We start from the raw sequence: 25200 nt of genomic DNA, 5'->3' as shown, positions 1-25200 counted from the left end.
ACATACAAGAATAATGAAGCGAGTTCAAAAGTCGTCACCTTCAAAGCTCTCTTCATATTCTTATAGAATTGCCACAAAGAAAATTACAGATCAATTAGTTCCATATTTTGTGCAACGATCTTAATAGTCTCTTGAGTAGAAAATGTTTCAATTTCCACACCGCTAAGAGTTCGTTCCGATAATTTAAAGCCACCCATAGATTTCCAATATTTATACACACTTTTCACGTCTTCATCTTCATCCACGTTGACTAAATCAGCACCACTTATTGTTGCCGGATCACTAACGCCCATCCACATCGCTAATTTTAAAAGATGAACATCAGTAAAACGCACTATGCTATGTTCCAAATTCGGCCACATTACATAAATATCAAAAATACCATTATTATCCCTATCTTCTTTATTAACAACCATACGGCTAATCTTAGCATCATGCCATTCTAAATCATAAAATAATTTCTTGTTGATCATACTACATTATTTTTTATTATAATTCAAGTTACATAAACTTAACTATAAATCATGAAATTTTATCACTAACTTTTCTATCAGCAATGCACGATGAGACATATATGATTTTAATAAAGGCTCTTCGGCAATATCGGCATCTTCTATTTTTTCAACAACTTTTTCCAGTAATTCTTCATTATCGAAAAACAATTTTACATTACCAGAATTTTCTTTTCCCGTTTTTATTTCTGATAATTCTGATGCACATATTTCTGAAAACATCTTATATTCTTCATTAGTTAAAATTATCTCATCCATCATTTCGAATAGTTTTTGTAGCAATTTCCCATAAAGTCGTTACCTTCAAAACTCACGTCACATTTTTATAGAATTGCCACGAAGGAAATTACAAATCAATTGTTCCATATTTTGTGCGACAATCTTAACGATCTCTTTAGTAGAAAATTCAAGTAATTCAATTACTAAATTTCAATGTTCAGAACCGAACTCTTGAATAATCTTCTTCAAATCAGATACTAGCAACGACATATTAGTATCAAGCTTTCTTCTTTTCACAACTTCTGCCAACAAGTTCATCTTCGCCAAAATAATCTCTCCCAAAAAATCATATCGTCCTCGCTCTGTTTTCGAGAAAAAATTCTCGTCATTAATTATTATTGGAATCCCGATAGCTCTCTCCTTCTTGCGGTAAGCCTCAATTTCTTTCAAGCAAGTCAATAACTCTGGAATCGGCTTCACGTAAAATTGGAATAAGACAAGTTCCAAATCTTTACCATAATTAGATCTATCCAATTTTTTCAATAATTCCGAAATTCCCCGCCTCCCCCATATATATCCACGAAATTCTTCTCCCTGTTTCATTATAAAATCCAGTTTTTCCTGACTCCATCTTGAATCTGTCGGTTGAGATACAAAACAGCCAAAAATTTCATTCTTTTCATTTTCCATCTTAATGCATATTTTTATTTAAAGGTCCTCTATTTATTAAATTCTCTTGATATTCCCAATTATAAGCAACTCACCTGTTGGGAAATTTGAAAATCTTTACCCACGTACGTTTACTTTTACTTAATGAATCATAAGAAAGTTCTATATCTGAAAAATGACGATATTTTATATAAACTACATTCATTAAAATTGCGATTAAAATTGAAACTATAAAAGATATAGGCTGTCCATATTCATTCATAAAAGCGATAATCTCTCGATCCATGTGATAATGGTTACCCACAATCCCTATTCCCCAATACAATACAAGAAAAAGAAGCCACATGTAGGCACTTAAAAAAAATCGCGCACTAAATTTAACGCTCTCATCTTTTCGTATAGAATAGGCGAAACGATATACAAGCAACAAAAAGTAATCCAAAAATCTCATAATCACATATATTCTATTTCCATATTATTTGATCATCCAAACCTGGAGTAAATCCATTTTCCCCCATCGTCGTATAATATTTCGCATTCCACTATAAAATATTTTACTCCCCGTATATACTGCTCTAACTCCCCCAAAATACGCTTGCGATTCCTGCTGCCCTACAAACACAATTTGTCATTTAATCATCTGTTTTAGGCAAATTTACAAAATTATACGATAACGCGGTTATTTTATTAGGTAGTTATATACGATTTTGTCGTGAGCTGTTAACTCCTGCATGCAAGAAGGAATATTTACCATTCGTAATCCAATGGATAAGGGATTCATTTCTAAGACAAGCACCCATTCATTTCGCCACGGAAACGTGTCAGGGACGTTCACGAACGTCTTTGTAACGTCTTTGATGCGTCTTTGATTCGTCTTTAATCCCTAAGAACATCGAATATGCCACGGAAGACAAACGTGTATTTCCTAGGAAAAGTTTACTTCGTTTTTCATTGTAAAGTGGTATATAAGTACCTAAAATTCTTCCCTATGTCTGTTTATTTTACTTGATAAGTTATAAGAGATTACCCCCCAAAGCATCCCGTTTGGGTTCAATTATTATCTGTTCTTTATAAGAGAAGTAATGATAATCCTACCGAGAACAAGGTGAGAAGCTACCCCTTTTTCGAAGATCATTCGAAGCTTAACCAGTGCTTAACCAGTGCGGAGTGTATGAGCAACGGATAAGCAACGAATGTGCAACGAATAAGAGGTAGCTTCTCGATTACTTTACGGTAGGATTACACATGGTTTTCCTTAGATTTACTTCTAGGAGACGGTTTGATTACACGTTAACCAGGGGAAAATCCCATCATAACCCCATTTCCAAAACAATCTTATATGTTTCTCCCGGCTTGAAATTGGGTTCGTAGATCAACATAAAATCCTCGTTAATCAAAATGTCGCCTGAGCATTTTGACACCAAACGAGGACTTTTTAAGCGTTCCGGGAAGAAATAACTAAAAGGCAAATTTCCAACATGTTCTTGCTTAAATTGCTCTCCTTTCAGGTGATTCATATTGAAATTCTTCCGTGTTTTAATTTTAATAATACATTTCTCCCCTTTAACTTTAAAGTCTACCTTATACTCCTCCTCGGGCATTTCTTGCAAACGAATATCAGCTTTAGGATCACCATAGTAAGCCAACACATCTCTATCATACAGGAAACCGACCTGATCTTTAGTCGGATTTTCTATACCTAATTGATTTTGAATCGCGGCAACAGCTTTTTTCATCTCTCCCTGAAATTGGGCATCAGATTGAGAGTAAGGAAAATTTAACTGGTTAAAATTAGAATTCCAACGATTCATTTGGAATAACATATCTTGCTCATTCAAGAATACGGCTTCAGCTAAAGTGTACCGTCCCGGATTGAACAACCAATATTTCAATGTTCCCCATCCGGCTCGACCATACCAAGAAGTTACTACATACCCGACCATTGCAGCCGCATTTCCACTTCCCAAACAAGCAATTGCCATCGAATTAGGATTTTTCCTGACATTTCCAAGCAAACAGTTTCCCGCCCCCAGAAATACTCGTCGCTTTCCACTTTCAACCAAATATTCCTTACCTTCAGGAAAAGCCGCGTATAAGAAACCGTTCTTTGACTTAATATTCCCGTGTGAAAACGGCATCTCTAAATTCCGTTCCGTGGCATGCCCGGAAGTAACTACAAAATCCGGATCATATTCCTTGTAAAAATCATAGAATTTTTGCAGGCTTTCATCAGGAGAAATCGTGTAAGTAATAACGGAATCTTTGATGCTTCGCTTTTCCCCACAAAGTCCATCCTGATGATCATCTATCCATGCAAAACGATCGAACCACTTGGCTTCATGCAACTCGGCAATAGTCGATACGGCACTTTTTATCGTCAAAGGCCGTACGCCATTATTAGCTAACTTCAAAGCAGCCTTCGCGTCATATCCTGTAATAATTCCCCAAATATAATCCGAATAAACATCATCATCCACCTGACGACTCATCCGATGTAAAAGCATGACCAATTCACGGTCAACCTGCTTGGGCTCTTCAACAAAAGCAACATAACGAGGAGTATAAAATTTTAAACTATCTAAAATCTCGGATGGAGAGTTATTGTAATAAAACACGGGAGCATGATGCTTTTCTTGTAGAAAAGAGATCACTTTTGCCCAACCCGTATCCGTTTTCAATTTTTGCCTGGCAACCACCGCGTAGTCTTGAGCCATACTCTTGTTAAAAAAAGCAGAAACAAGCAGGCACAACAATATTTCAACGATATTCTTCATTCTATACATCTAATTATAATCCTTTTAAGGCTTTCAACATTGTTTCTGTTTCAGGTTCTGAAGGACGGGTCGTTTTAGGAGAAATGATTTTTCCCTTCCGATCAACCAATATAAAACGAGGAATTTTTCGATTACCGAACGCCTCCATAAAAGACCAATCATCCCCCATGTGCAACTGGATTCCACCCAATTTATCTCCTTTCACCATTTCTATCCATTTTTTCTTATCGTTGTCACAAGAAATGCTCACGAACCAAATATTCTTATCTTTAAATTTCTCTTCCAAAACTTTCAAGAAAGGTAATTCATCACGACACGGAGGACACCATGTTGCCCAGATATCTATAAAAATATATTTCCCTTTCAAAGCTTTTAAAGAGACTTTTTTACCATGAATATCCTCAAAAGAGAAATTAGGACAACGATCGCCCGCTTGCAAAGGACGCTCTTCTTTTTCAATCGCTTTTCCCTTTTTTCTTGCTTGTGCTTCCACCGAGATAGCACAACTTAAAACAAACACGAATAAAATAAATAAACCTGTTCTCATTTCAATTATTTTATATGTGACCTTCTTGCTCTTAAATCTTTCAAACATTTTATTGTATAAGCCGAAATTCGTTCACGTTGTGCACGATCCGCCCCTTTCATCAAGGTGGATAAAAAGTCTCCCAACTCACTTCTAAATATAGGTTCTACCATAAAAATTTTCTGATCGTAGAAATCCATTATAGCTGCATAATCTTTCTTTTCATGCAACGTCCAAAGTTGTCTGAGAATTTCCCTTTCCGGCATTCCCGCACTATCTATTGTAACCATTAACAGAGCTGGATTCTCCATGCCGGAAGTATCCTGTAAGCACGCTTGGAATGCAGTCATCAGTACTTGACGGATTTTGGCATTGACCTGCTTTTCTCCCACGTGGTCCACAAAATATGCTTTGTTTTGTAGAAAAGCCTGAAATACAGCATCTCGATAATCATTCACGCACATCTGAAACATAATCCACCCTTTCTTGCTCACCAAATCCTCAGAAGAAAAAGATGGGAAGAAATCCCGGGCGATATCGGACAAACTAACTATTTCACCCGCATCATCTAAAGCGAAAAGATAATCAGGTAGCAAATCAATAGAACGTTCCCCGGCTTCGTAACGTTGTTTCACCATGGCATAATTAGCCCGCTCATCCAATCCCCGGGAGATTTTAGCCAACAGTTCCTCTCCGGGACAAATACCCGCGATCTTGTGTAATAATTTCCCTTGATTGTTAAACAACAAAAAGGAAGGACACTGTTTCAACCGGTGCTCTCTTTTAAAGAGAACACCCGCCCGTTCATCCATATCCATATCAACCAAAATGAAATGGTTGTTCAAAAAATCTGCCATATCGGGTAAAGACAATACTTTCTCCGTCATATCGTCACATAAACGACAGGGAGAATAGGCATAAACCAGTACCATTTTCCCCTCTTCTTTTGCCTGTATGAAAGCACTGTCATAGGACGTCGCGTAATGTAACGACTGGGCATTTACCAACCATGGATATATCATCAATAGAATAAGTACAAATCCCTTCATTTTAATCTTCTTTATTTTTCACACAACGCACACTATAAGCCGTACCATCTGTTCTGGAATAGAATCTCAATATTCCAAATTCTCCCATTCCCACGCTTCTAACCACCGCTATTTGAGTACTATCCGTCTCTGCAATAGCCGAAGCAGACCAGAAATAAGCATTCGCCCCCTGACGGGAATATACATTCACTTTCTCTCCTGTTCCGAATAGCTTTCCTCCACACATCAAGGCATCAAAACCGATTCCACTCTCCCCACTTTTCAACAAGTCCCCCTGCCCATTTCCTCGCCACTGATTCATCAAAGAAATCTCCTTTCCAGACATGCCTAACGTTCTCTCCAACTCTTGCCAATCCTCGTCTGTCGGCAAACGCCATCCTTTCGGGACGGCAGCCATGGCCGCTTCGTATGAATACAGATAACCAAACTCCTTTAAAAATTCCTCGTTGGGATTCGTTTGATAAAATTCATCCAACAATTCTTTCGGCAATTGATCTCTGACTTTATCAATGATTTCCTCGTAGGAGTATCCCTCTTGATTCCATTTATCAATTTTTAAATAAAGATCATCGGAAATCAAAAACTTCACCCAATAGTCTTCTACCAACTTTACAAATTGTTTCGTGGTCAATTTCGGAAGCTTCTCATTCCACGTCCAACACCCATCAAAAGCACCTTCATCACGACGGAAACGCAAATTTTCTGCCATCCATACCTGATTGCCTATCGTAACACAACGATAAGTTATTTGATCTCTCTCATCCGTAAAATTACCAACTTGTACATCCGGACGTATCACTTTGTCCTCGTTTTGACAACACCACAAGGCAAACAAAGATATTATCAACAATATTTTTCTCATAATAAACAACTATCTATTAACACGCTATCATTTTTTCACCGGAACATAATCCCGAATGAGCTCATACTTTTGCATCACTAAAGGATAATTTCCCCAACGCCTTTCAAATTCTTCCGGAGTAACGGAAACGATCTCGTTAATATAACCTTGTAAGTCAATATCCGGATAAGGAGGGGTACAATCAAAATAAACAAGTTCCCAATCATCATCAAAATCAAGTTGCTCGTAATTAGATACAAAACCATATTTTCCCAACACATCTCTCACCGCTTTCTTATCCTCCTCTAAAGCATCAGGATCCGTTAAAATATCCGGGTCAAAATTATCCGGTAAATTCGGTTCCAGCTTCTCCCATTTTACATCATAATGCTTCGAAGCAGACACTTTAGAAAAATTATTAACAGCATTATCGTCCATTTTATTTAAAATCACATCGATCATAATCTTGTTAATATACTTTTTCACTTTCGCATCCGTATTTTGTTTCAAAACATCAGAGAGAAGCAATGTCCTGAAGAATATCCCGGAAGATATTGAAGTAACATCCCCTGACATACTCGGTCTCACGGTTTTCTCTGTCAGTAACATTGAAAACGGATAAATACCGGCAGGGATTGTTTCCAAATATTTAGCCGCAAGTTCCAATGCCACAAGACATTTATCCGTCTCTTTGATATACGTGTGCGTGTAAGGAGTATTATAACTCTCGGAACTAAAATTCCAATTCAAATCTATTGTCTCGTAACGAAAAACGGAATCACCGTGAATGTCTACCTTTACAAATATCTTACCAATCGTATCATTCAAGAATACGGGGACCCCGTATTTTTGATAAATTTCAAAAGCACGATGTTGTACCGGATCATTGGGATTATCCTTTATTTCCCAGAAATTTTCATAATAGGACGGTTCACTCACGATATTCTCGTCTTCACATCCTAAAAAAATACCCCATCCCAAAAGTAACGCAATAACTATTTTTGTCATCTTCATAACTCTAGTTTTACTCGTTTTCAATCAAATTTCCATCAGCATCCACGGAGGCAAACGCCTTACGTACTCTACGCTCGTTATCCGGCATATCTTCATGATATTCCCGAACGCTTGCCGGAATCCGGAATAAATAAGCAGGATCATCTTTTTCCAATCGGAACAATTTTGCCGTATTGAACTTGTAATTATTATCCTGACTATATTCGGCAAACACCCGAACGATCTCCTTTTTAAAAGGATATTTTACACATGCCGCATAACGGCGCAAGTCAAACCAACGATGGCCCTCCAAACACAACTCTTTTCTTCGTTCATTCCGAATCTCATCCACCAATTCTTCCCCGCTGTATTGCATATCCACGTACTCACTTATCCGATTTCGACGCAATCGATTTAACCAATCACATGCTTCCGCATCATTCAACATCGCGCAAGCCTCGGCCATATTCAAATAAGCTTCGGCCACACGCATCGTAAAGCCATCTGAAGGCGTTACCTCTCCTTTTTTCTTTGAATATTTACGATTTAACGCGATACTATCCGTCGAAACGTTTTCTGAAAAATACAGTTTCTTGCGATAATCTTTATCATCATACAAATTATAAAGATTTCTTGACACGCAAAAATCCCCACCTTCTGCTGTCAAAACATTCACCAAAGTCTGACTACTTTGAGAAAAAATAATTTCCTCATTATTTTTATTCATAAAACACTGGTCAGCAGCCAAACTTGCAATATTAACCAACGTATTTTTACTCTGTAAAAACTCATTGGCCGTCTTTCGAGCATTTTCCCAATCCTGCATATACAAATACACGCGCGATAAAAGTAATAAAGCCGATTCCCGCGAAGCCCGGAATGAAGGATTCGATTGCGGACTACGGGTCAATTCATCTACCGCCAACGTCAAATCCGTCACGACTTGTTCATAAACTTCCTTGAGCGAATTTCTATGAAACTCATTTTCGACATAACTTGACAATTTCAATGGAATCCCCAACGTCTCGTCGGCACTCTCCGGTTGATAAGCTTTCGCGTACAAATTCACCAAAAAGAAATAGAAAAGTCCTCGCTGGAAATGACATTCACCTTGAATCCGAAGAGCTGCCAATTCATCTGCTTCACCATCCAAATCAATGTTTTTCAATTCGTTCAAAATAACGTTAATAACGTTTATACGATAATAAGTCTCTACCCAAGGACTACCATCACTAGCGATCGTAACACTTCCGTCAACAGAGGCACCGATCTCTTGCAACCAATTCGTATAACCGTACAACCATTTGGTGGATATCCACTTATCTCCACCCCGACGATAAATAACGGTATTTATATCATCATCCAAAAAATTAAGCCACGAAACGAAAGAAGATGACAGAAAAGCCGTTGGAGCCTTATTCGGTAGATAAACATCCCCTAACAATACTTCATCCAAATCTTCAACAGTTTTCACCACGACCAAATCCTGAGAATACTCATCTAAAAAATCTCCACAACTTGTGAGACAGATAAAACATACAATATATAACAAATATTTTTTCATGTCATTTCGCTCTTAAAATGAAACATTCAAACCCAAAGAATAAGCCGGACGAATTGACAAATTCGGCTTAGCAAATCCGGCCTGCGTCGGATCTTGTCCCTTTAACTCTTTAGCCGAAATCGTGAATACATTCGTTGCATTCAGCGTGATATAAGCCGATGAAAAGGGAGTTTTTTGCAAGAGATTAGGGGAGAAACTATACCTCATGGTTATCGAGTTGCATTTCAAATAATCACCACTTACCACTCGCAAATTCGACTTATCATACATATCCCACACGTTGGAAGCAAAATTAGCGATATTCAAACCCGGCTCTTTACAGTAGTGTTCTCTATAATTGTCATAATCAGGATCAGCAGGACTCAAAATCACAGGAACATTCGTTCGTAACTCATCTCCAGACACTTGCCAACGATTAGTAAATTCCTTCCGAACATTGGCATCAGAAGAAATACCCTCGATAATAGGATTATACAAACTAAATAAACGAATTTTTGATCCCAGACTATACACGAAAGAAGCCTGTAGACTCACGTTTTTGTAAGTCAAAGAAGTTGAAAAACTTCCAAAAAATTTCGGTTCACGGGAACCGCTATCTTCCAACACCAATTTTACCACTTCATCCAAAGATTTTCCCACCAATTGATTACGACGTTCTTCCCAATCATCAAAAACAGGTACACCATTTGAAGGGTTCAAGCCTAAAAATTTATAACTATAAAACGTTCCTACCGGTTTACCGTTCATCAAAGCTCTCCCGTCCAAATAATCCGAAATACTGTAATCCTCCGTTGTTTGGGCTTTAACTTCATTATAATTACCCGACCAATAGGTATTCACTTGCCACGTAAAATTATCCGTGCGAATCGGTGTTCCGGATATACCCAAATTATACCCTTTATTGGTCAGATTCCCGTTATTCATTACATAACTATAAAAACCATTTAAAGGAGAAATCTCCACATCAGTAAAGCAATCCTTTGTCTTCTTCAAAAAATAAGAACCGGAAATAGCCAAACGAGAGGCAAAAAGCTCAACATCCAATGTCAAATTCAACGAATTTGTCTGTTCCCACCGTAAATTGGGATTCGGGAAACGTTCTACATTTGAAATATTCTGCCCGTAATTAGCGTCTATTGTACCTTTACGAATAATCAAATTAGGACTCTGATCATCCAACATATTCCCTTGAATACCAAAAGAAGCCCGAAGTTGTAAATTAGAGACAAATTCAACATTTTTCAGTAAATTCTCTTTTCCATTCCACATCCCGGAGACAGACCAAACGGGAAGAAATTTTTCGTTACTCCTGCTACCGAATTTATTGGAAGCATCGAAACGTCCGTTTACATTCAACGTGAAATGATTCTCGTAACTATAAGAGACCGTCGCGTAACCGGCCAACATGTTAGTTAAATTATCACTGATGGTCAGATGATTCTTTTTTATCCAAGATTCATACCGGACATAATCACTCAACGTGATTCCCGTGGCATCTGTAAACTGCAAGCCTCGATCCTTCATAAATCCCCGCTTTTCGTCTGAATAACTTTTATATTTACTGCTATTAGCCTCGAAACCAACGGATACTGTGAACAAATGATGGACATCTGATCCAAACAAATGGCGGAAGTCACTTTGGACACGGAAAGTGTATCCGGAAGAAATAGAATTGGTCGTTAACAAGACACCACCATAAGGCAATTCGCAATACCCACCTTCGGCATCTGTCAACGGTTTTTCGTCCACTTCCGCATCTCTCAGCATAGCTACATATTGAGTTTTTTCTCCCCACCATTTTTCCTGCAATGTACTACTACGGTTATAAGATCCAAGCACGTTAATATCCCACCCTTCCATTATATTATATTTCAAATCCAATCGTGCACTTAATCCTTCTCCATCATACTCGTTAGAGCTATTATTAATTTCGTTTAAAATATTGAACCTATACTTTTTTCCAGGATGATTAGCATGGGAGTAATAACGATTCTCGTAAAAAAACAGAGATCCGTCTTCATTATAACATGGAAGGGCACGAGTCGTATTGTAAGCATAGTCCATCGTGTTTATCGATTCCATCAAATGATTTTTCTTCTGGATATTTCCATTTAACTGAAAACCTAATCTCAATTTACCGAATAACTCCGTATTCAAGTTTATCAACGCGGTATAACGCTCCGTATAAGTTGTTTTGGAGACTCCGTTTTCTCGATCATAACCAATAGAAGTATAATAACGCATATCATCACTTCCCCCGGAAATACTGATATTGTGTCCATGAGAATAAGCATCTCTCGTCAAAACATCAAACCAATCCGTATTTACTTTCTCGTAGAAATTTACTTCGTTCATAAATTGTTCATAATTGGATGATCCTGTTTGTAAACGATAGAATGCACCTTCATAGCCCACCATCACCATTCCTTCCGGGAAAATATAGTGCATATCTGTCAATTCTTTTCCAAAACGTACTCTTTCTTGAGAATTCATTAAATTAATATCTCGATCAGAATAGCGAGGACGACGCGTCAATTTTGATGTATGATTGTATGACAACCGAGCTTTACCGCTTCTACCTTTTTTGGTGGTAACAACAATAACCCCGTTAGCGGCACGAGTCCCGTACAAAGCCGTGGCAGAAGCATCTTTTAACACGTCAATCCGTTCAATGTCTTGGGGATTAATACCTGAAATTGCATTACCGATAATGTTAATATAATCAGGATTATTCAAATCCGTCGGATCTACACGAACCGGATCGGTAAGAATAATTCCATCCAATACCCACAAAGGCTCGCGATTACCCAACAAAGTCGAAGTTCCACGGATACGGATTCTAGGTGTAGAGCCAACTTCCCCGAAATTGCTCATCAATAACAAATCAGGAATACGCCCCTCCAAAGCAGCATCAATACTTGTCATTCCGGCCACCAAAATATCCTCCGCTTTTACGGAACTCACAGAACTTGTTAAATTTCGAACATTAATTGTCTGATAACCTGTATTCACCACCACTTCTTCCAATTGTTCTGCACTTTCATGCATAACTACGTTGATCACCTTTTTGTTAGCCCCAATCTCCTCTGTCTTCATTCCAATAAACGAAAAAACGAGAACAGGTTCTTTAATTTCAGGTAAAACAATAGAATAATTTCCATTTACATCCGTGGCGACTCCCACGGTGGTACCTTTTACCAATACCGTAACTCCCGGCAACGGACTACCATTTTTATCCTTTACATTACCCGTAATTTTAACAACACCTTTTTCTTCCTCTTTCGTTATTTGCTTTTCCTGAAATAAGATTACGATGACATCACCTTGTATCTCGTAATTCAACGAGGTATTTTCCAAACACTTATTCAATATCTCATGGATATCGTCAGAAGTAATATCCAAAGATACCTTTCCCTCTTTATTCACGATTTGTTCATTAAAAACAAACGTATACCCCATTTTCTGCCTGATTTCCCTAAACACTTGTTTTAAACTCGTATTATTTACCCGAATCGTTGTTTTCTGGGCTAAACTTGAAGCCGAAACGGATAAAAACGTCACGAACAAAAATACCACAGTCAATTTCATAATCCGCAAAATTTTAGATCGGGCATACTTTTGTATACCCATTCGTCCTTTTTTTTTCATACATTTGTACATAATAAATTTTACAATGGTCCATTAGGACTTTTTACTATACCAGATGTGTAGCGACATCTGGTATTTTCATTTTATAAAAATCACATTCTTTTTAACGACAATTTCCACCATTCCCGCACGTTCAATCAAATCAAGTACCTGCCAAAAATCTTCATGACGCCGAAGTTCCAAGGAAAAACGTTCCTCTCGAACCTTAGTATTCTCAAAAAAGATATCCACGTTATACCATCTTCCCAATTCGTTCATGATATCTTCTAATTTGGCATTATCAAACAAAAAATACCCTCGCAACCAAGCTAACCGGGACTCCACCTCCGCTTTTTGAACGTGAATCGTTCCCCCCGCTTGTTGCAACACCGCTTCTTCACCCGGCTTTAAACAGACGATTTCATTCTCCCGATAAATTGTCACACCTCCGGATACCAAGGTCGTCAACTGAGGGCCGTCAGCGTATGTACGAACATTAAATTCCGTACCCGTCACTTCTACCGTGTAGCTTTCCAACTCTACACGAAAGGGTCTGGTTGAATCTCGAGCTACCTCAAAATAAAGTTCTCCCTGTGCATACACGTGCCTCTCATTCCCGGAAAACATCCTCGGGAAACGTAACACGGACTCTGCATTCAACCAAACTTTTGTCCCGTCGGGCAATCGAATTTGATACTCTCCTCCTCTAGGCGTTCGAATCTCGTTATACTCTTTGACTACTTCCCCGGTTGAATCTTGTGCATATGACACCATTCCCCCTTCGTTATCCAATCGTTCTCCCCGAGCCAGTTCCACCGAGTACACGCTATCTTGATGTAAAGCGATAACTGTTCCATCAGCCAGTTCTAATCTAGCACATGCGGTACCGGACAGAATTTCATAGCCGACCTCTTTTTCCCCATCTCTTTCCCCATTATTCACAAGAAGCCATGCGCCCACGAACAATGGAACCATCAAAGAAGCTGCTATCCACCGATGCAAAAAATACCTTTTTTTCTTTTTATAGATTTTAGATTCCAAACTCTCCCACATCTTCTCCTGAGAATGCCTGTCAAAAAACTTTGCCTTACGCAAGATCGTCTCTTTGTCACAAATTCGATCAAACAAGACTTTATTAGCAGGCTTGTCGTTTAACCATTTATCCAATTTGGCTTGCTCCTCGGACGAGAGTCTTCCTCGAAGATGACCATATATCAAATTTTCTATGTCTGGATTAAAATTCATACGTATATTCATTTTATTCCATAAACAACAACCCCTCACAACAGGGTGACAAGGAAAATGATATTTTTTTCGCAAAAACAATTATGGAATCAACAACATGGCTAATAACCAATTAAAATCCTTCAACTTTTCTCGCAACACACGATACGCTCTCAATTTGACGGTTTTCACCGTATTCAGTGATACCCCTAACGTTGAAGCAATCTCCGGATTGGAAGTACCTTTTAATGTCATCAGCACGATCTCCCTAGCCCGATCGGACAACTCTTCTATCGCCACATACAACTTAGCATGAACCATATCCTCCAAAATAAAATCATCCTCCGGTTCCTCTTGAAGAAATGAAGCAAAATCCATTTCGTTCCGTTGCCTAACAGCTAGATGTTTCAACCAATTCAAACAGGCATTCCTCACGCTTAGATAAAGAAAAGAGCGAATAGCCGTCAATGCATGAAACTCGCCACGCCGTTCCCAGAAGTTCAAAAATGCATCCTGCACGAAGTCATCTGTAATCGCATCGTCCTGCACATAACGATAAGCATACATACATAACGGATGATAATATAACTTAAAGATTTCCTTAAAAGCCAGACTATTATCTTCATGCAATCTTGTTATCAAAAGCTCTTCACTCAAAATAATACCTGATATTAATTTTAATTCATTCTATCGCAATCAAAATTACTACTTTTTTATGCAAAAGCAAAGGTAACTAATAGGGCTGAATTCCAAGCAAAGAATTCAGCCCTAATTTTTTTCTCCCAAAACGATTTTTATTCTCCAAATTGCGAACGTCATCCAGATTAAAGATAAAATCAGTACCACCATCAAGTAAAATTTAATAATTTTCCCACAGGTAATCTGGGGAGAAATTCCACAACTGGGTAAAATTTTCCACAATAATAGAATTCAAATAAATACATTTATAATCTGTATTTCAATACTTTATCATTTTATTGCATGAATGGCACGGGCATTGCTTTTAATCAGGCATAGAATAAAACATCAAAACAAAGAAACTATGAAAACGTTTATTTTTTTAGCAATCAGTTTGTTTTCCATAAGCTTCCTAGGGAGTTGCGTGGATAATTCACAAAAATATAAAGCTTTACAGGCAAAAATAGATTCGCTGCAAACTATTAGCAATGGACAAAGCGACGAAATGGATAAACTTTTGGCAGATTTGAACGACATTTCTGCTGGCATGCAATCAATCCGTGAGGCCGAACATATTTTGGCTATCGAATCACAGAGTGACACGAAAAGCAGCAAGAGCAAAAGCCAGATTACCGCTTTAAAAAATGACGTGCAAGCACTTTCAAACGCTATTGCCGGTTACAAAGAAAAAATTGCCAAACTGGAAAAAACGAACAAAAGACAATCTGCTGAATTCAAGAAGTTAATCGCCGGGTTAAACGAAGAGTTAGCGCTCAGAGATCAAAAGATTAACGAAATCAACTTGATTTTGGCTGCCAAAGAAAAAGAACTAGGTATCAAGACTCAACAAATAGCTGAACTTAACCAAAACGTGAGCAATTTACAAGAAGAATCAATTGCCCAGAAAGAAACGATTGCCAATCAAGACAAATCGCTCAACACGATCCACTACTTGTTAGGTTCCAGAAAGGGATTAAAAGAGGCTAACGTGATTTCAAGACAAGGAATCTTCTGCCCGCCGATCGTTTCTTCCCAAGCTCAAAATGCAGAATTCGTGGATGCCGATATGCGTGAATTGACATCCATCCCGTTAAATTCCAAAAAAGCAAAAATACTTTCCATTCACCCAAGCGAATCATACACGCTGGAAACCGGGGACGACGGTATGCAAACTTTGAAAATCAACGACCCGAGTACATTCTGGAAACAGACGAAGTATTTGATAGTGATGATTAACGAATAAGCAAAGATTCACACTCACATACACACAACACACACAGGTAAGGCGTTCGGGGTTCTCCCGGATGCCTTTTTCATTTTTGAAAAAAGATGAGGAGCAGAGGATAACCTGTTTCTAAAAACATTACCTTAGTGCTTTATTACAAAAGGAGACAGCAATATGCTATTCAATAAAAACGAAAACAAATTGACATCCTCCATCGAGGAAAAAATTAAACTCTATCGTCGTCAAGGACACATTGTCCCCCCTCGAAAGATTATCAAGAACGCGGAACAGATAGAAGGCATCCGCGAAAGTGCAAAGATCAACACGGCCGTGTTAGATCACGTGGCGGCAAACATCCGGGAAGGGATGTCGACCGAGGATATAAACACGCTGGTATACGATTTCACCGTGGCACATGGGGCTATTCCCGCACCATTGAATTACGAAGGATTTCCCAAAAGCGTATGCACGTCGATTAACGAGGAAGTGTGTCATGGAATTCCTGATAAAAATATCATTTTAAGAAGTGGTGATATTATCAATGTCGACGTTTCAACTATATATAACGGCTATTTTTCGGACGCTTCCCGCATGTTCATGATCGGGGAAGTTGCAGAAGATCGTCAAAAATTGGTGCGTGTCACGAAAGAATGTCTGGAAAAAGGCATTGAAGCCGCACAACCCTGGCGTTTTCTAGGAGACGTGGGTGCTGTTATCCAAGAATATGCCGAGGAGAACGGGTACTCGGTAGTCCGAGAGTTCTGCGGACACGGAGTCGGGCTGAAATTCCACGAGATCCCGGAAGTGGAACACGTGGGAAGACGGGGTACGGGAATGCTTCTCGTTCCGGGCATGATCTTCACGATCGAACCGATGATCAACATGGGAGAACGATATGTATTCATAGACGAGGATAATGACTGGACGGTTATTACTGAAGACGAACAACCTTCCGCTCAATGGGAAAACACCATACTAATCACGGAAACCGGGAACGAAATATTAACCTGGTAACCCGTTTAACATGGCTAATGAACCAATAACCTCCCCCCTCATCGATCTCCTGCGACAATACAAACTGTTGCAAGAGGAGTTCGAATTTGAAAAAGAGACATTCTACCAACAAACGCAACGTGCCGGAATCCCCAAAAGGATTCAGCAGGGCGTTTGCTGGTATCCCGTGTCAGCCCATAGAAGTTACTACAACTCGCTAAACCAGCTCGTCATAGAAGTCAAACGGGATGAGAATGACGACACGGATCACAATTTCGAATACGGCCGGCCGGTTTGCTTTTTCCGTTTTGACGCAACGGGAAACCTGCGTTATTTCAATTTCTCGGCAACCATCAGTTACGTTCACGAAAACACGATGCTCGTCGTGTTGCCCAACTCCAACAGTCTTTTGGATATTCAAGGGACCAAGGATCTGGGCGTGCAACTCTATTTTGACGGAACATCCTATAAAACCATGTTTTCCGCCCTAAAGGAAGTCATGGAAGCCAAGAACAATCGCCTTGCCCATTTGCGGGAAGTTATACTGGGGAACGAGATGGCAGAACAACGGCAACTTCAACCGATTCATCTAACGTGGCTGAATCGTTCACAGGAGCAAGCAGTAAATCGGGTTCTGGCAACCAAAGAGGTCGCCGTTGTTCACGGTCCTCCCGGAACCGGAAAAACAACCACGCTCGTAGAGTCCGTCTACGAAACGCTGCGACGAGAGAATCAAGTGCTGGTTTGCGCCCAAAGCAATACAGCCGTAGACTGGATAGCCGAAAAGTTACTGGATCGGGGAGTCAATGTATTGCGAATCGGGAATCCCACGCGGGTAAATGATAAAATGCTGTCATTCACGTACGAACGCAAATTTGAATCTCATCCGGCTTACCCAGCGTTACGAGCCGCAAGAGCATCTATTCGGGAACTCTCCGGACGTTTGAAACGCTTGAAAGGAGCCAAACGAGAGTCTTCCCGCCGGATGCTGCACGAGTTACGAGATCAAGCCATCAAATTGGAAATTAAGATTGATGCCCAACTCTTCGGGGAGGCCCGGGTGATAGCTTGCACGCTAGTCGGTTCCGCCAATAAACAATTAAACGGGAAAATGTTTTCCACCCTGTTTATCGACGAGGCCGCACAAGCCCTAGAGGCGGCTTGCTGGATTGCCATATCCAAGGCTTACCGGGTAATACTTGCCGGGGACCACTTTCAGTTGCCTCCCACCATCAAATGTTACGAGGCGGCAAAAGGCGGTCTGGATCGCACGCTGCTCCAAAAGATCATCCTGCGTAAACCCGAAACGGTTTCCATGCTCGAAACGCAGTACCGTATGCACGAGGACATCATGTATTTTCCCTCGAAATGGTTCTACAAGGGGCGATTGCAGGCCTCTCCAGAAGTTCGCCATCGAAATATTCTCGAATACGACACACCCATAGAATGGTTCGACACGGCTCTCTGCAAGTTCTCGGAAGATTGTGTTAATGAAACATACGGACGAATCAATAAACCGGAAGCCGAATTGCTGGTAAAACAATTACAGGAATATATCGAGAAAATCGGTGTCGAACGGGTGCTGGATGAAAGAATCGATTTCGGGTTAATCTCTCCTTACCGGGTACAAGTACAATATATCCGGCAAATCATCAAACGGAATCGCTTTTTTATTCCCTTGCGGAAACTCATCACGATCCACACCGTGGACGGATTTCAAGGACAGGAACGGGATGTCATCCTAATCAGTCTGGTAAGAGCTAATGACGAAGGAAATATCGGTTTCTTAAACGATCTACGCCGCATGAACGTGGCCATTACCCGAGCCCGCATGAAACTCATTATCCTGGGAGATGCCACCACACTCACCTGTCACCCGTTCTACAAAGCCCTATACAAATACATTCGGGAGAAAGGAAGGATTATCGAGATTCAACCGGAAGCATCTGACACGCTTCCATCCTAATAAATAAATATGCCAGGATTTCCATCCTGGCATAAAATCAAAAACAACAACTAGACTCAACAGATCACTTGCTTCAAACCACTAATCCAAGTATCTATTCTCTTATCAGTCTGATCAGATTCATTGGATTCATCCAAAGGAAGCCCCACGAACTGACCATCCACACAAGCCTCGGAAGAGTCGTAACTATACCCGTCGGTATCCACCGAACCGGCAAATTGACATCCACTTCCTTGCAACTCGTTATAAATTATTCCGATAGCACTGCAGAATGATCCACCAAAAGAGGCTGAATCCCCGCACCCGAAGATTGCCACGGTCTTACCAGACAATTTTTTCGCTTTTAGTTTATCCAAGAAATCGTTCCAATCGTCCTGCAATTCCCCGATTCCCCATGTAGAACTACCCAATAACAAAACATCGTACTTGTCGACCTCATCCACTTTTGTAGTTCCCACGTTATGTATATCTTCATTTGCGACTCCCAAACGAGAGGCAATCGTTTCTGCCACTCCTTCGGTTGCTCCTGTCGTGGAGCCATAAAATATTCCAACTTTCTTCATCTCGATGTATTATTTATTTTATACATGACAAAGATAGCTCCCCGGATAATACCTGTAAATCCCTATATATGATTAAATTTACCTATGCTGACCCCTATTCATGGGGATGTGGTCAAAGCAGTAAGTGACCATTCAATAATAACAAAAGGCAGCGATAAACGCCGCCTCTCATTCATATACACATAACACTTGATTAGAACCGATAAGAAATACCGATAGACGGAGAGAACGCCGTAGATTTATATTTTCCCTCGAACATTTCATCCTCTCCCGTGACCACGTTCTTGTACGGGTACTTCCCATGTTGGCTAAATCCTTGAATGTAAAGGAATGCCACATCAAATTGCAAACCTTTGTAAGGTTCGAAAGTCAATCCGGCAGAGAGTCCTAATTTGTTCATCCCTGGAGTTTCCGGGTTGTACAATTTCTTACGAATCGGACTTTGATCATAATATACACCGGCACGTAACACTAAACGATCCGTCGTCTTATAGCTCGCCCCGATACGGTAAGTCATTGAGTTTTTATAATTTTTCTCTGCTTTAATCGGTGCTATACCCAATTCAGCCTCATTAAAATGCACGTTCAAAGAATCGTAAGCATTCCACCCCACGTACTGTAAATCTAACGCCAGTTCCCAACGATCCGTGGGACGATAACTTACACCCAATGTCGTGTTGGAAGGCAAGGGTAATTCTGCACGAAAAGATCCCTCATCATACTTGGGAATAGAGATATTCGGAACCGTCACTCCCAGTAGCTGATTCAACATCGGACCATATTTTGCAAGCAAATCTTCCATATTGGTAAACAAATCTTCAATACGACGGTTGGCATAATTTAAGGAAGCCTCCCCTTCTTTTACCCGCATTTTGATTTTGGAACGATAAGACAAACCAACAGTCACCTGATCGCACACGTCATACATGATTCCCACGTTAAAACCGACTCTCATGTGCGCATTTCCTTCCAGACGAGCGTAAGCAGGCGGAACCTCTGCATTTTTCATTGATGCAACCATCTCTTGCATTGCCTGTTTATCCGCATCCGAAATTACATTCGAGGGCACACTTGCCAACAAGGGCAAGAAACTCTCAAACTCCGCTCCTATTCTTTGCAAATCACCGGCGCTCATCAAAGCTCTGGAAAGATTCACGTTTCCCCAGGCCAACTGCAACCCGACTCCAATACTCAAACGATCCGTGATCTTGTAAGAAAGTGTAGGTTGAATCACGTATGATTTCAAGCTAATATCTTGAATCAATCCTGCCCCGGCCCAGTTCTTCGGCCACTTCAAAGAGTTTCCGTAAGGAGTGGTCAAACTAATACCGGCAGCCAGATTTTCGTAAATTTTAAAACCAGCATAAGCATATAACGGCGTTCCTACCGGGTTATCCGTCTTGGCTGAATAGCCATCGTAACTATATTTAGCCTTGGCCATGATAGCAGATATACCCAGTGAATAATCCATATTAGTACGCAAAAACGCCAATCCTGCCGGATTAAAATGCATACTCTCCGCACCCAATTTCATCCCGGTTCCCACGTGTCCCATCCCGGTCTGTTTCGTGCTTAACAAATTGACTTGGTATCCTTCGGCAAAAACCGTCATGCTTAAAATAGAAGCCAATACTACAATGACTAATCTCTTCATAGAATCTTTTTTACATTATTACTTAACGATCAAATCATTAAAACAATCTCATCATTATTTTCTAAATTTTAAGGCGCAAAAATAACATTCAACACCTTAAGTTGTTTCTACTTTACGGTATGCAACAAAAATTGGTTACCTTTGTATCCAAAATGCAGATACTATGATCACGTTTGAAATAGACACCGAATATATTGAATTAATTAAGTTGCTAAAAGCCACTCACATCGCTGAAAGTGGCGCTATGGCAAAGATTCTCGTGGAGAATGGAGAGGTGACCCGCAACGGAGAACCCGAATTCCGCAAACGGGCTAAAATTACCAAAGGGGAAATCATCACCGCTCTGGGACAAAGCGTGAAGGTGGTATAAGTACTTTCTATCAATACTTATACTGAATCCTACCCCAATTTCTCAGCCTTGAACCCGGCTTCTTTTACCAGTTCGATTACCTGATCATCTGACAAATCGGAAGTAATAGTCAGTACCCGGTCGGGAGTGGAAAGATCTATATTCCACCGATCGCGGGAGACCGCTTTATCCAACATCTCGCTAATTCTTGCAACGCAACCGCCACATTTAGCGGTAGTTTTAAATTTACTTGTTTTCATACTTTATTTATTTTAATTACGATTCCACCCGTGAAGAACATTCGGCACATAGGCCTTTCAACACGTAGTTTATACTTTCTAACGTAAAATCACCGGGCAAGGCCACCGTGGGTACGTGAATTTTTCTTAAACAAAAGGTTTTGTGGCAATTCCGACAATAGAAATGAGCATGGAGATCATCGATAGAACAGGTGCATTCATTACTACATACCGAATATTTCAACGAACCGGAACCATCATCAATTTCGTGAATCAAATGGTGGTCCAAAAATAGGTTTATCGTCCGGAATATCGTTGATTTATCCACGGTATCCAATTCAGTCTCCAGGTCCAGCAGGCTAAACGCCCGGGTAAAGCGGGTCATCGCTTTCAGAATCAATAGGCGCATGGCCGTTGGTTTGATCTCCCGCTTTTCCAGTTTTTCCAAATATACCTTCTCGTCCATAAACTTCTTATCTTACTCGTCTCTGTATTCTTATCGCATTCAGTATGGCCAACAAGGCCACCCCGACATCAGCAAACACGGCTTCCCACATAGTGGCAAGTCCCCCGGCTCCCAATATTAGCACGATCAACTTCACCCCGAAAGCCAGCGTGATGTTCTGCCAGATGATCCGACGAGTCTCTTTCCCGATCCGAATTGCCATAGCCAACCTACTAGGCTGATCCGTTTGGAGAACCACATCCGCAATCTCAATGGCTGCATCACTTCCCAAACCACCCATGGCTACACCCACATCACTCAAGGCAAGCACCGGGGCATCATTAATTCCATCGCCCACGAAAGCAACACGTCTCTCCGAATCGCTCTTCAATGTCTCCACATGGGCCACCTTGCCTTCGGGCAACAAATCTCCATAAGCCTCATCCACGCCTAAATACCCTGCTAATTTAGAAACAATTGTTTGTTTATCTCCCGATAATATTTGAATATTATCAATATTTAATCTTTTTAATGCCGCAACGGCTTCTTTAGCATCTTCTTTCACGGTATCTGCCAACAACAAGTGACCAACATACACCCCATTTACCGCACACGCAACAAGCGTTTCGGAGACCTTGGTCAGTTCGGACGGAAACGAGATCCCGTACTTATCCAGCAAACGGGCATTTCCCACCAGTACTTCTTTCCCATCAATAAACGCTTTCAAGCCGTAACCTGCCAACTCGAAGACCTCCATGTCCCGCCGGATGGCAACTTGGCGGGAGTTGGCGTACTGCCCGATTGCCTTGGCTATCGGGTGATTACTCCGACTTTCGACAGAAGCAATTATCCGAATCACCTCTTCTTCGGTAAACCCATCCCGCACCCAAACCTGTTGCACCTCGAATACACCTTTCGTCAACGTCCCGGTTTTGTCAAAAATGACCGTGTTAATCTTCGTGATCGCATCCAGATAATTTCCTCCTTTAAAAAGGATGCCCTGACGGGATGCCGCTCCGATTCCCCCGAAATACCCCAGTGGAATACTAACCACCAACGCACACGGGCAAGATATTACCAGAAACACGAGAGCCCGATACAGCCAATCATTCAACATGAAAGAGAAGTCCGGCTGCACCCACGACACGATCCACGGAATCAACACGATCAACACCGCCAATCCCGAGACTACAGGCGTATAAACCCGGGCAAATTTCCGGATAAAGAGTTCCGCCGGAGCCTTACGCTCGGAAGCATTCTGCACCATTTCCAGAATACGAGCCAAGGCACTCTGATTATAGGACTTGGTCACCTTTACCCTCACGACCCGGTCAGTCACGATCATCCCAGCCAGCACGGTCTCTCCCGTTCGGATGTTTCTCGGTACGCTCTCTCCAGTCAAAGCCGCCGTGTTAAAAGCCGCCACGTCTCCCAGCATCGTCCCGTCCAACGGAACCCGTTCCCCAACTTTAATTTCGATAATCTCTCCAACACTTATTCGTTCGGGTTTCTCGATTACATCATGCCCATCCCGTATAACCGTTGCCCGTTCCGGACGCACATCTAGCAACGAGCGAATATTCGACCGAGCCCGACTCACCGCACTATCTTGGAATTTCTCCCCAATGGAATAAAATAACATCACGGCCACACCTTCCGGATATTCCCCGATATAAAAAGCCCCGATGGCAGCCAAAGACATCAACATGAACTCGTTAAAGTATTCTCTCTCCCGCAAGCGCTCCACGACCTCTTTCAACACAGGAAATCCTACCGGAATAAAAGCTACCAGATACCAGACCAATCGCACGATTCCCGTCTGGAACCAGACGACATTTCCCAAAGACAAACCAATTCCGCAAACTAGCAGCCCGAAGGAAATCAATTCTGCACTATATTTTTTCATTATTCTACCGTTTTAATTTTTCGTGAAATTACAATTCATTTCGTGCAACTAAATTGCAAAAAAACAGAACGCACCTGAACATGATTCCAAAACATCCCCACATGCGTTTCTCCAAGTTGACACTCCATAATTGATTATTTCATCATCACTTCCCGGTGTTTCATGATTTCACCCATATGTTCCAATGCCCAATCCACCAGCACCTGTACCCGCGGCATCAGGCTCTCGCCCAAGTCCGTGAGCTGATATTCCACTCTCGGCGGTACTTCAGCATATACTTTTCTCGAAATTAGCCCATCGGTTTCCAGCGTCCGCAAGGTAACCGTCAGCATACGCTGTGATATGTCGGCAATCGTTTTATGAATATCGCAAAATCGCATGGTTCCATTCGCCTTCAACGTTACCAAAACAAGCATTGACCACTTGTCACCCAAGCGACTCAATACATCACGAATAGGGCAATTATCGTTCGAGTAAAAATTTTTCATTTTTTTCTTCGTTATATATGGTTTAATATCAATAATAGTTATCTTCGTGTAACTATCTTATCTATAAGTTCGTTCTTGTTTATACACATCAAATAGCATACATTTGCTAAACAAAAGTAATAAACTTACTTTAGAGAACTATTGTTTAACTAAAAAATTATACTCATGGCAAAAAAAGTAGCCGTATTGGCTGTTAATCCGGTAAACGGATTCGGTTTATTCCAGTATTTGGAAGCATTTTTCGAAAATGGCATTTCCTATAAAGTATTTGCAGTGGCAGACACGAAAGAGATCAAAACGAATTCCGGCATCGCTCTTGTAGCTGACGACGTGATTGCCCATTTGAAAGGACACGAGGATGAGTTCGACGCTCTTGTGTTCGGCTGTGGTGATGCAGTACCTAAATTCGGGGAAAACGCCGGAAAACCTTACAATCAAGATATGTTAGCCGTGATCAAAACTTTCGGAGACACGGGTAAAATCATGATCGGTCACTGCGCCGCAGCCATGATGTTTGACTCTGTTGGTATTGCCACCGGCAAGAAAGTCGCTATTCATCCTCTTGCTAAACCGGCCATCCAACATGCAAAAGCTACCGACGAGAAATTCGAAATCGAAAGCAACTTCTACACCGCCCAAACAGAAAACACGATTTGGATGATGATGCCACAAGTAATTGCAGCGCTGAAGGAATAA

23 protein-coding genes are annotated in these 25200 nt (G+C 40.8%); 5 read left to right on the top strand and 18 right to left on the bottom strand.

Annotation, left to right across the window (positions count from 1 at the left end):
• Nucleotides 1–83: 83 nt before the first annotated feature.
• The 12 genes from D8S85_RS20930 to D8S85_RS20875 all read right to left on the bottom strand — a co-directional run bounded on the left by D8S85_RS20930 (nucleotide 84) and on the right by D8S85_RS20875 (nucleotide 14655).
• A complete protein-coding gene (locus D8S85_RS20930; protein ID WP_106624225.1) occupies nucleotides 84–473 on the bottom strand; it encodes a hypothetical protein in 390 nt (129 codons plus the stop codon).
• 42 nt (nucleotides 474–515) lie between these two features.
• Entirely contained in the window at nucleotides 516–773 is a 258-nt protein-coding gene (locus tag D8S85_RS20925) for a hypothetical protein (protein ID WP_106624224.1), read from the bottom strand.
• Nucleotides 774–941: 168 nt separating this feature from the next.
• Nucleotides 942–1421 (bottom strand): hypothetical protein, encoded by a 480-nt coding sequence (locus D8S85_RS20920; protein WP_106624223.1) that lies wholly within the window; start codon nucleotides 1419–1421, stop codon nucleotides 942–944.
• A 1289-nt stretch (nucleotides 1422–2710) separates the two neighbouring features.
• On the bottom strand, nucleotides 2711–4174 hold the full coding sequence (locus D8S85_RS20915; RefSeq protein WP_106624221.1) for a hypothetical protein: 1464 nt from the start codon (nucleotides 4172–4174) through the stop codon (nucleotides 2711–2713).
• Nucleotides 4175–4187: 13 nt separating this feature from the next.
• A complete protein-coding gene (locus D8S85_RS20910) occupies nucleotides 4188–4721 on the bottom strand; it encodes a TlpA family protein disulfide reductase (protein WP_228423293.1) in 534 nt (177 codons plus the stop codon).
• 5 nt (nucleotides 4722–4726) lie between these two features.
• Nucleotides 4727–5749, bottom strand: coding sequence for a DUF255 domain-containing protein (locus D8S85_RS20905; RefSeq protein ID WP_106624219.1), 1023 nt, complete (start codon nucleotides 5747–5749; stop codon nucleotides 4727–4729).
• Between the two features lies 1 nt (nucleotide 5750).
• Nucleotides 5751–6611, bottom strand: a complete 861-nt coding sequence (locus D8S85_RS20900; RefSeq protein WP_106624218.1) for a fibrobacter succinogenes major paralogous domain-containing protein — start codon at nucleotides 6609–6611, stop codon at nucleotides 5751–5753.
• A 27-nt stretch (nucleotides 6612–6638) separates the two neighbouring features.
• Nucleotides 6639–7604, bottom strand: coding sequence for a hypothetical protein (locus D8S85_RS20895; RefSeq protein ID WP_106624217.1), 966 nt, complete (start codon nucleotides 7602–7604; stop codon nucleotides 6639–6641).
• 10 nt (nucleotides 7605–7614) lie between these two features.
• Complete coding sequence (locus D8S85_RS20890; protein WP_127075684.1) at nucleotides 7615–9147, bottom strand: RagB/SusD family nutrient uptake outer membrane protein; 1533 nt, start codon at nucleotides 9145–9147, stop codon at nucleotides 7615–7617.
• Nucleotides 9148–9159: 12 nt separating this feature from the next.
• A complete protein-coding gene (locus tag D8S85_RS20885; protein ID WP_172726554.1) occupies nucleotides 9160–12735 on the bottom strand; it encodes a SusC/RagA family TonB-linked outer membrane protein in 3576 nt (1191 codons plus the stop codon).
• Between the two features lie 138 nt (nucleotides 12736–12873).
• The gene (locus D8S85_RS20880) at nucleotides 12874–14019 is read right to left on the bottom strand and encodes a FecR family protein (RefSeq protein ID WP_158641661.1); all 1146 of its coding nucleotides are present in this window, start codon (nucleotides 14017–14019) and stop codon (nucleotides 12874–12876) included.
• Between the two features lie 81 nt (nucleotides 14020–14100).
• Nucleotides 14101–14655 carry a sigma-70 family RNA polymerase sigma factor gene (locus tag D8S85_RS20875; protein ID WP_106624213.1) on the bottom strand — a complete coding sequence of 185 codons (555 nt, stop codon included), beginning with the start codon at nucleotides 14653–14655 and terminating at the stop codon, nucleotides 14101–14103.
• A 385-nt stretch (nucleotides 14656–15040) separates the two neighbouring features.
• Between D8S85_RS20875 and D8S85_RS20870 the strand changes: the two genes are divergently transcribed.
• From D8S85_RS20870 to D8S85_RS20860, 3 genes are all read left to right on the top strand, one after another.
• Nucleotides 15041–15919 (top strand): Cbp1 family collagen-binding glycoprotein adhesin, encoded by an 879-nt coding sequence (locus tag D8S85_RS20870; RefSeq protein WP_106624212.1) that lies wholly within the window; start codon nucleotides 15041–15043, stop codon nucleotides 15917–15919.
• Nucleotides 15920–16075: 156 nt separating this feature from the next.
• Entirely contained in the window at nucleotides 16076–16915 is an 840-nt protein-coding gene (gene map / locus D8S85_RS20865) for a type I methionyl aminopeptidase (protein WP_106624211.1), read from the top strand.
• 10 nt (nucleotides 16916–16925) lie between these two features.
• Nucleotides 16926–18860 (top strand): AAA domain-containing protein, encoded by a 1935-nt coding sequence (locus D8S85_RS20860; protein WP_127075680.1) that lies wholly within the window; start codon nucleotides 16926–16928, stop codon nucleotides 18858–18860.
• A 56-nt stretch (nucleotides 18861–18916) separates the two neighbouring features.
• Here D8S85_RS20860 and fldA read toward each other — a convergent pair whose 3' ends face one another.
• Together fldA and D8S85_RS20850 are read right to left on the bottom strand one after the other, a co-directional pair.
• Nucleotides 18917–19423: a flavodoxin FldA gene (fldA, locus tag D8S85_RS20855; RefSeq protein ID WP_106624209.1), complete on the bottom strand. Its 507-nt coding sequence runs from the start codon at nucleotides 19421–19423 to the stop codon at nucleotides 18917–18919.
• A gap of 193 nt (nucleotides 19424–19616) precedes the next feature.
• Nucleotides 19617–21077, bottom strand: coding sequence for an OmpP1/FadL family transporter (locus D8S85_RS20850; protein ID WP_106624208.1), 1461 nt, complete (start codon nucleotides 21075–21077; stop codon nucleotides 19617–19619).
• A gap of 163 nt (nucleotides 21078–21240) precedes the next feature.
• On the opposite strand from D8S85_RS20850, the gene D8S85_RS20845 reads away from it, so the two are divergent.
• Nucleotides 21241–21447: an RNA-binding S4 domain-containing protein gene (locus tag D8S85_RS20845; protein ID WP_106624207.1), complete on the top strand. Its 207-nt coding sequence runs from the start codon at nucleotides 21241–21243 to the stop codon at nucleotides 21445–21447.
• Nucleotides 21448–21476: 29 nt separating this feature from the next.
• Here D8S85_RS20845 and D8S85_RS20840 read toward each other — a convergent pair whose 3' ends face one another.
• The 4 genes from D8S85_RS20840 to D8S85_RS20825 all read right to left on the bottom strand — a co-directional run bounded on the left by D8S85_RS20840 (nucleotide 21477) and on the right by D8S85_RS20825 (nucleotide 24504).
• Nucleotides 21477–21686 carry a heavy-metal-associated domain-containing protein gene (locus D8S85_RS20840; protein WP_106624206.1) on the bottom strand — a complete coding sequence of 70 codons (210 nt, stop codon included), beginning with the start codon at nucleotides 21684–21686 and terminating at the stop codon, nucleotides 21477–21479.
• 16 nt (nucleotides 21687–21702) lie between these two features.
• On the bottom strand, nucleotides 21703–22131 hold the full coding sequence (locus D8S85_RS20835; protein ID WP_106624205.1) for a Fur family transcriptional regulator: 429 nt from the start codon (nucleotides 22129–22131) through the stop codon (nucleotides 21703–21705).
• 7 nt (nucleotides 22132–22138) lie between these two features.
• On the bottom strand, nucleotides 22139–24016 hold the full coding sequence (locus tag D8S85_RS20830; protein WP_127075678.1) for a heavy metal translocating P-type ATPase: 1878 nt from the start codon (nucleotides 24014–24016) through the stop codon (nucleotides 22139–22141).
• Between the two features lie 134 nt (nucleotides 24017–24150).
• Nucleotides 24151–24504: a winged helix-turn-helix transcriptional regulator gene (locus D8S85_RS20825; RefSeq protein WP_106624203.1), complete on the bottom strand. Its 354-nt coding sequence runs from the start codon at nucleotides 24502–24504 to the stop codon at nucleotides 24151–24153.
• 165 nt (nucleotides 24505–24669) lie between these two features.
• Between D8S85_RS20825 and D8S85_RS20820 the strand changes: the two genes are divergently transcribed.
• Entirely contained in the window at nucleotides 24670–25200 is a 531-nt protein-coding gene (locus tag D8S85_RS20820; protein WP_106624202.1) for a DJ-1/PfpI family protein, read from the top strand.

The sequence above is a fragment of the Butyricimonas faecalis genome (assembly GCF_003991565.1).
Classification (GTDB): Bacteria; Bacteroidota; Bacteroidia; order Bacteroidales; family Marinifilaceae; genus Butyricimonas; species Butyricimonas faecalis.
Note: the sequence above shows the minus strand (reverse complement) of the source record. Positions and strands in the feature narration are given on the sequence as shown.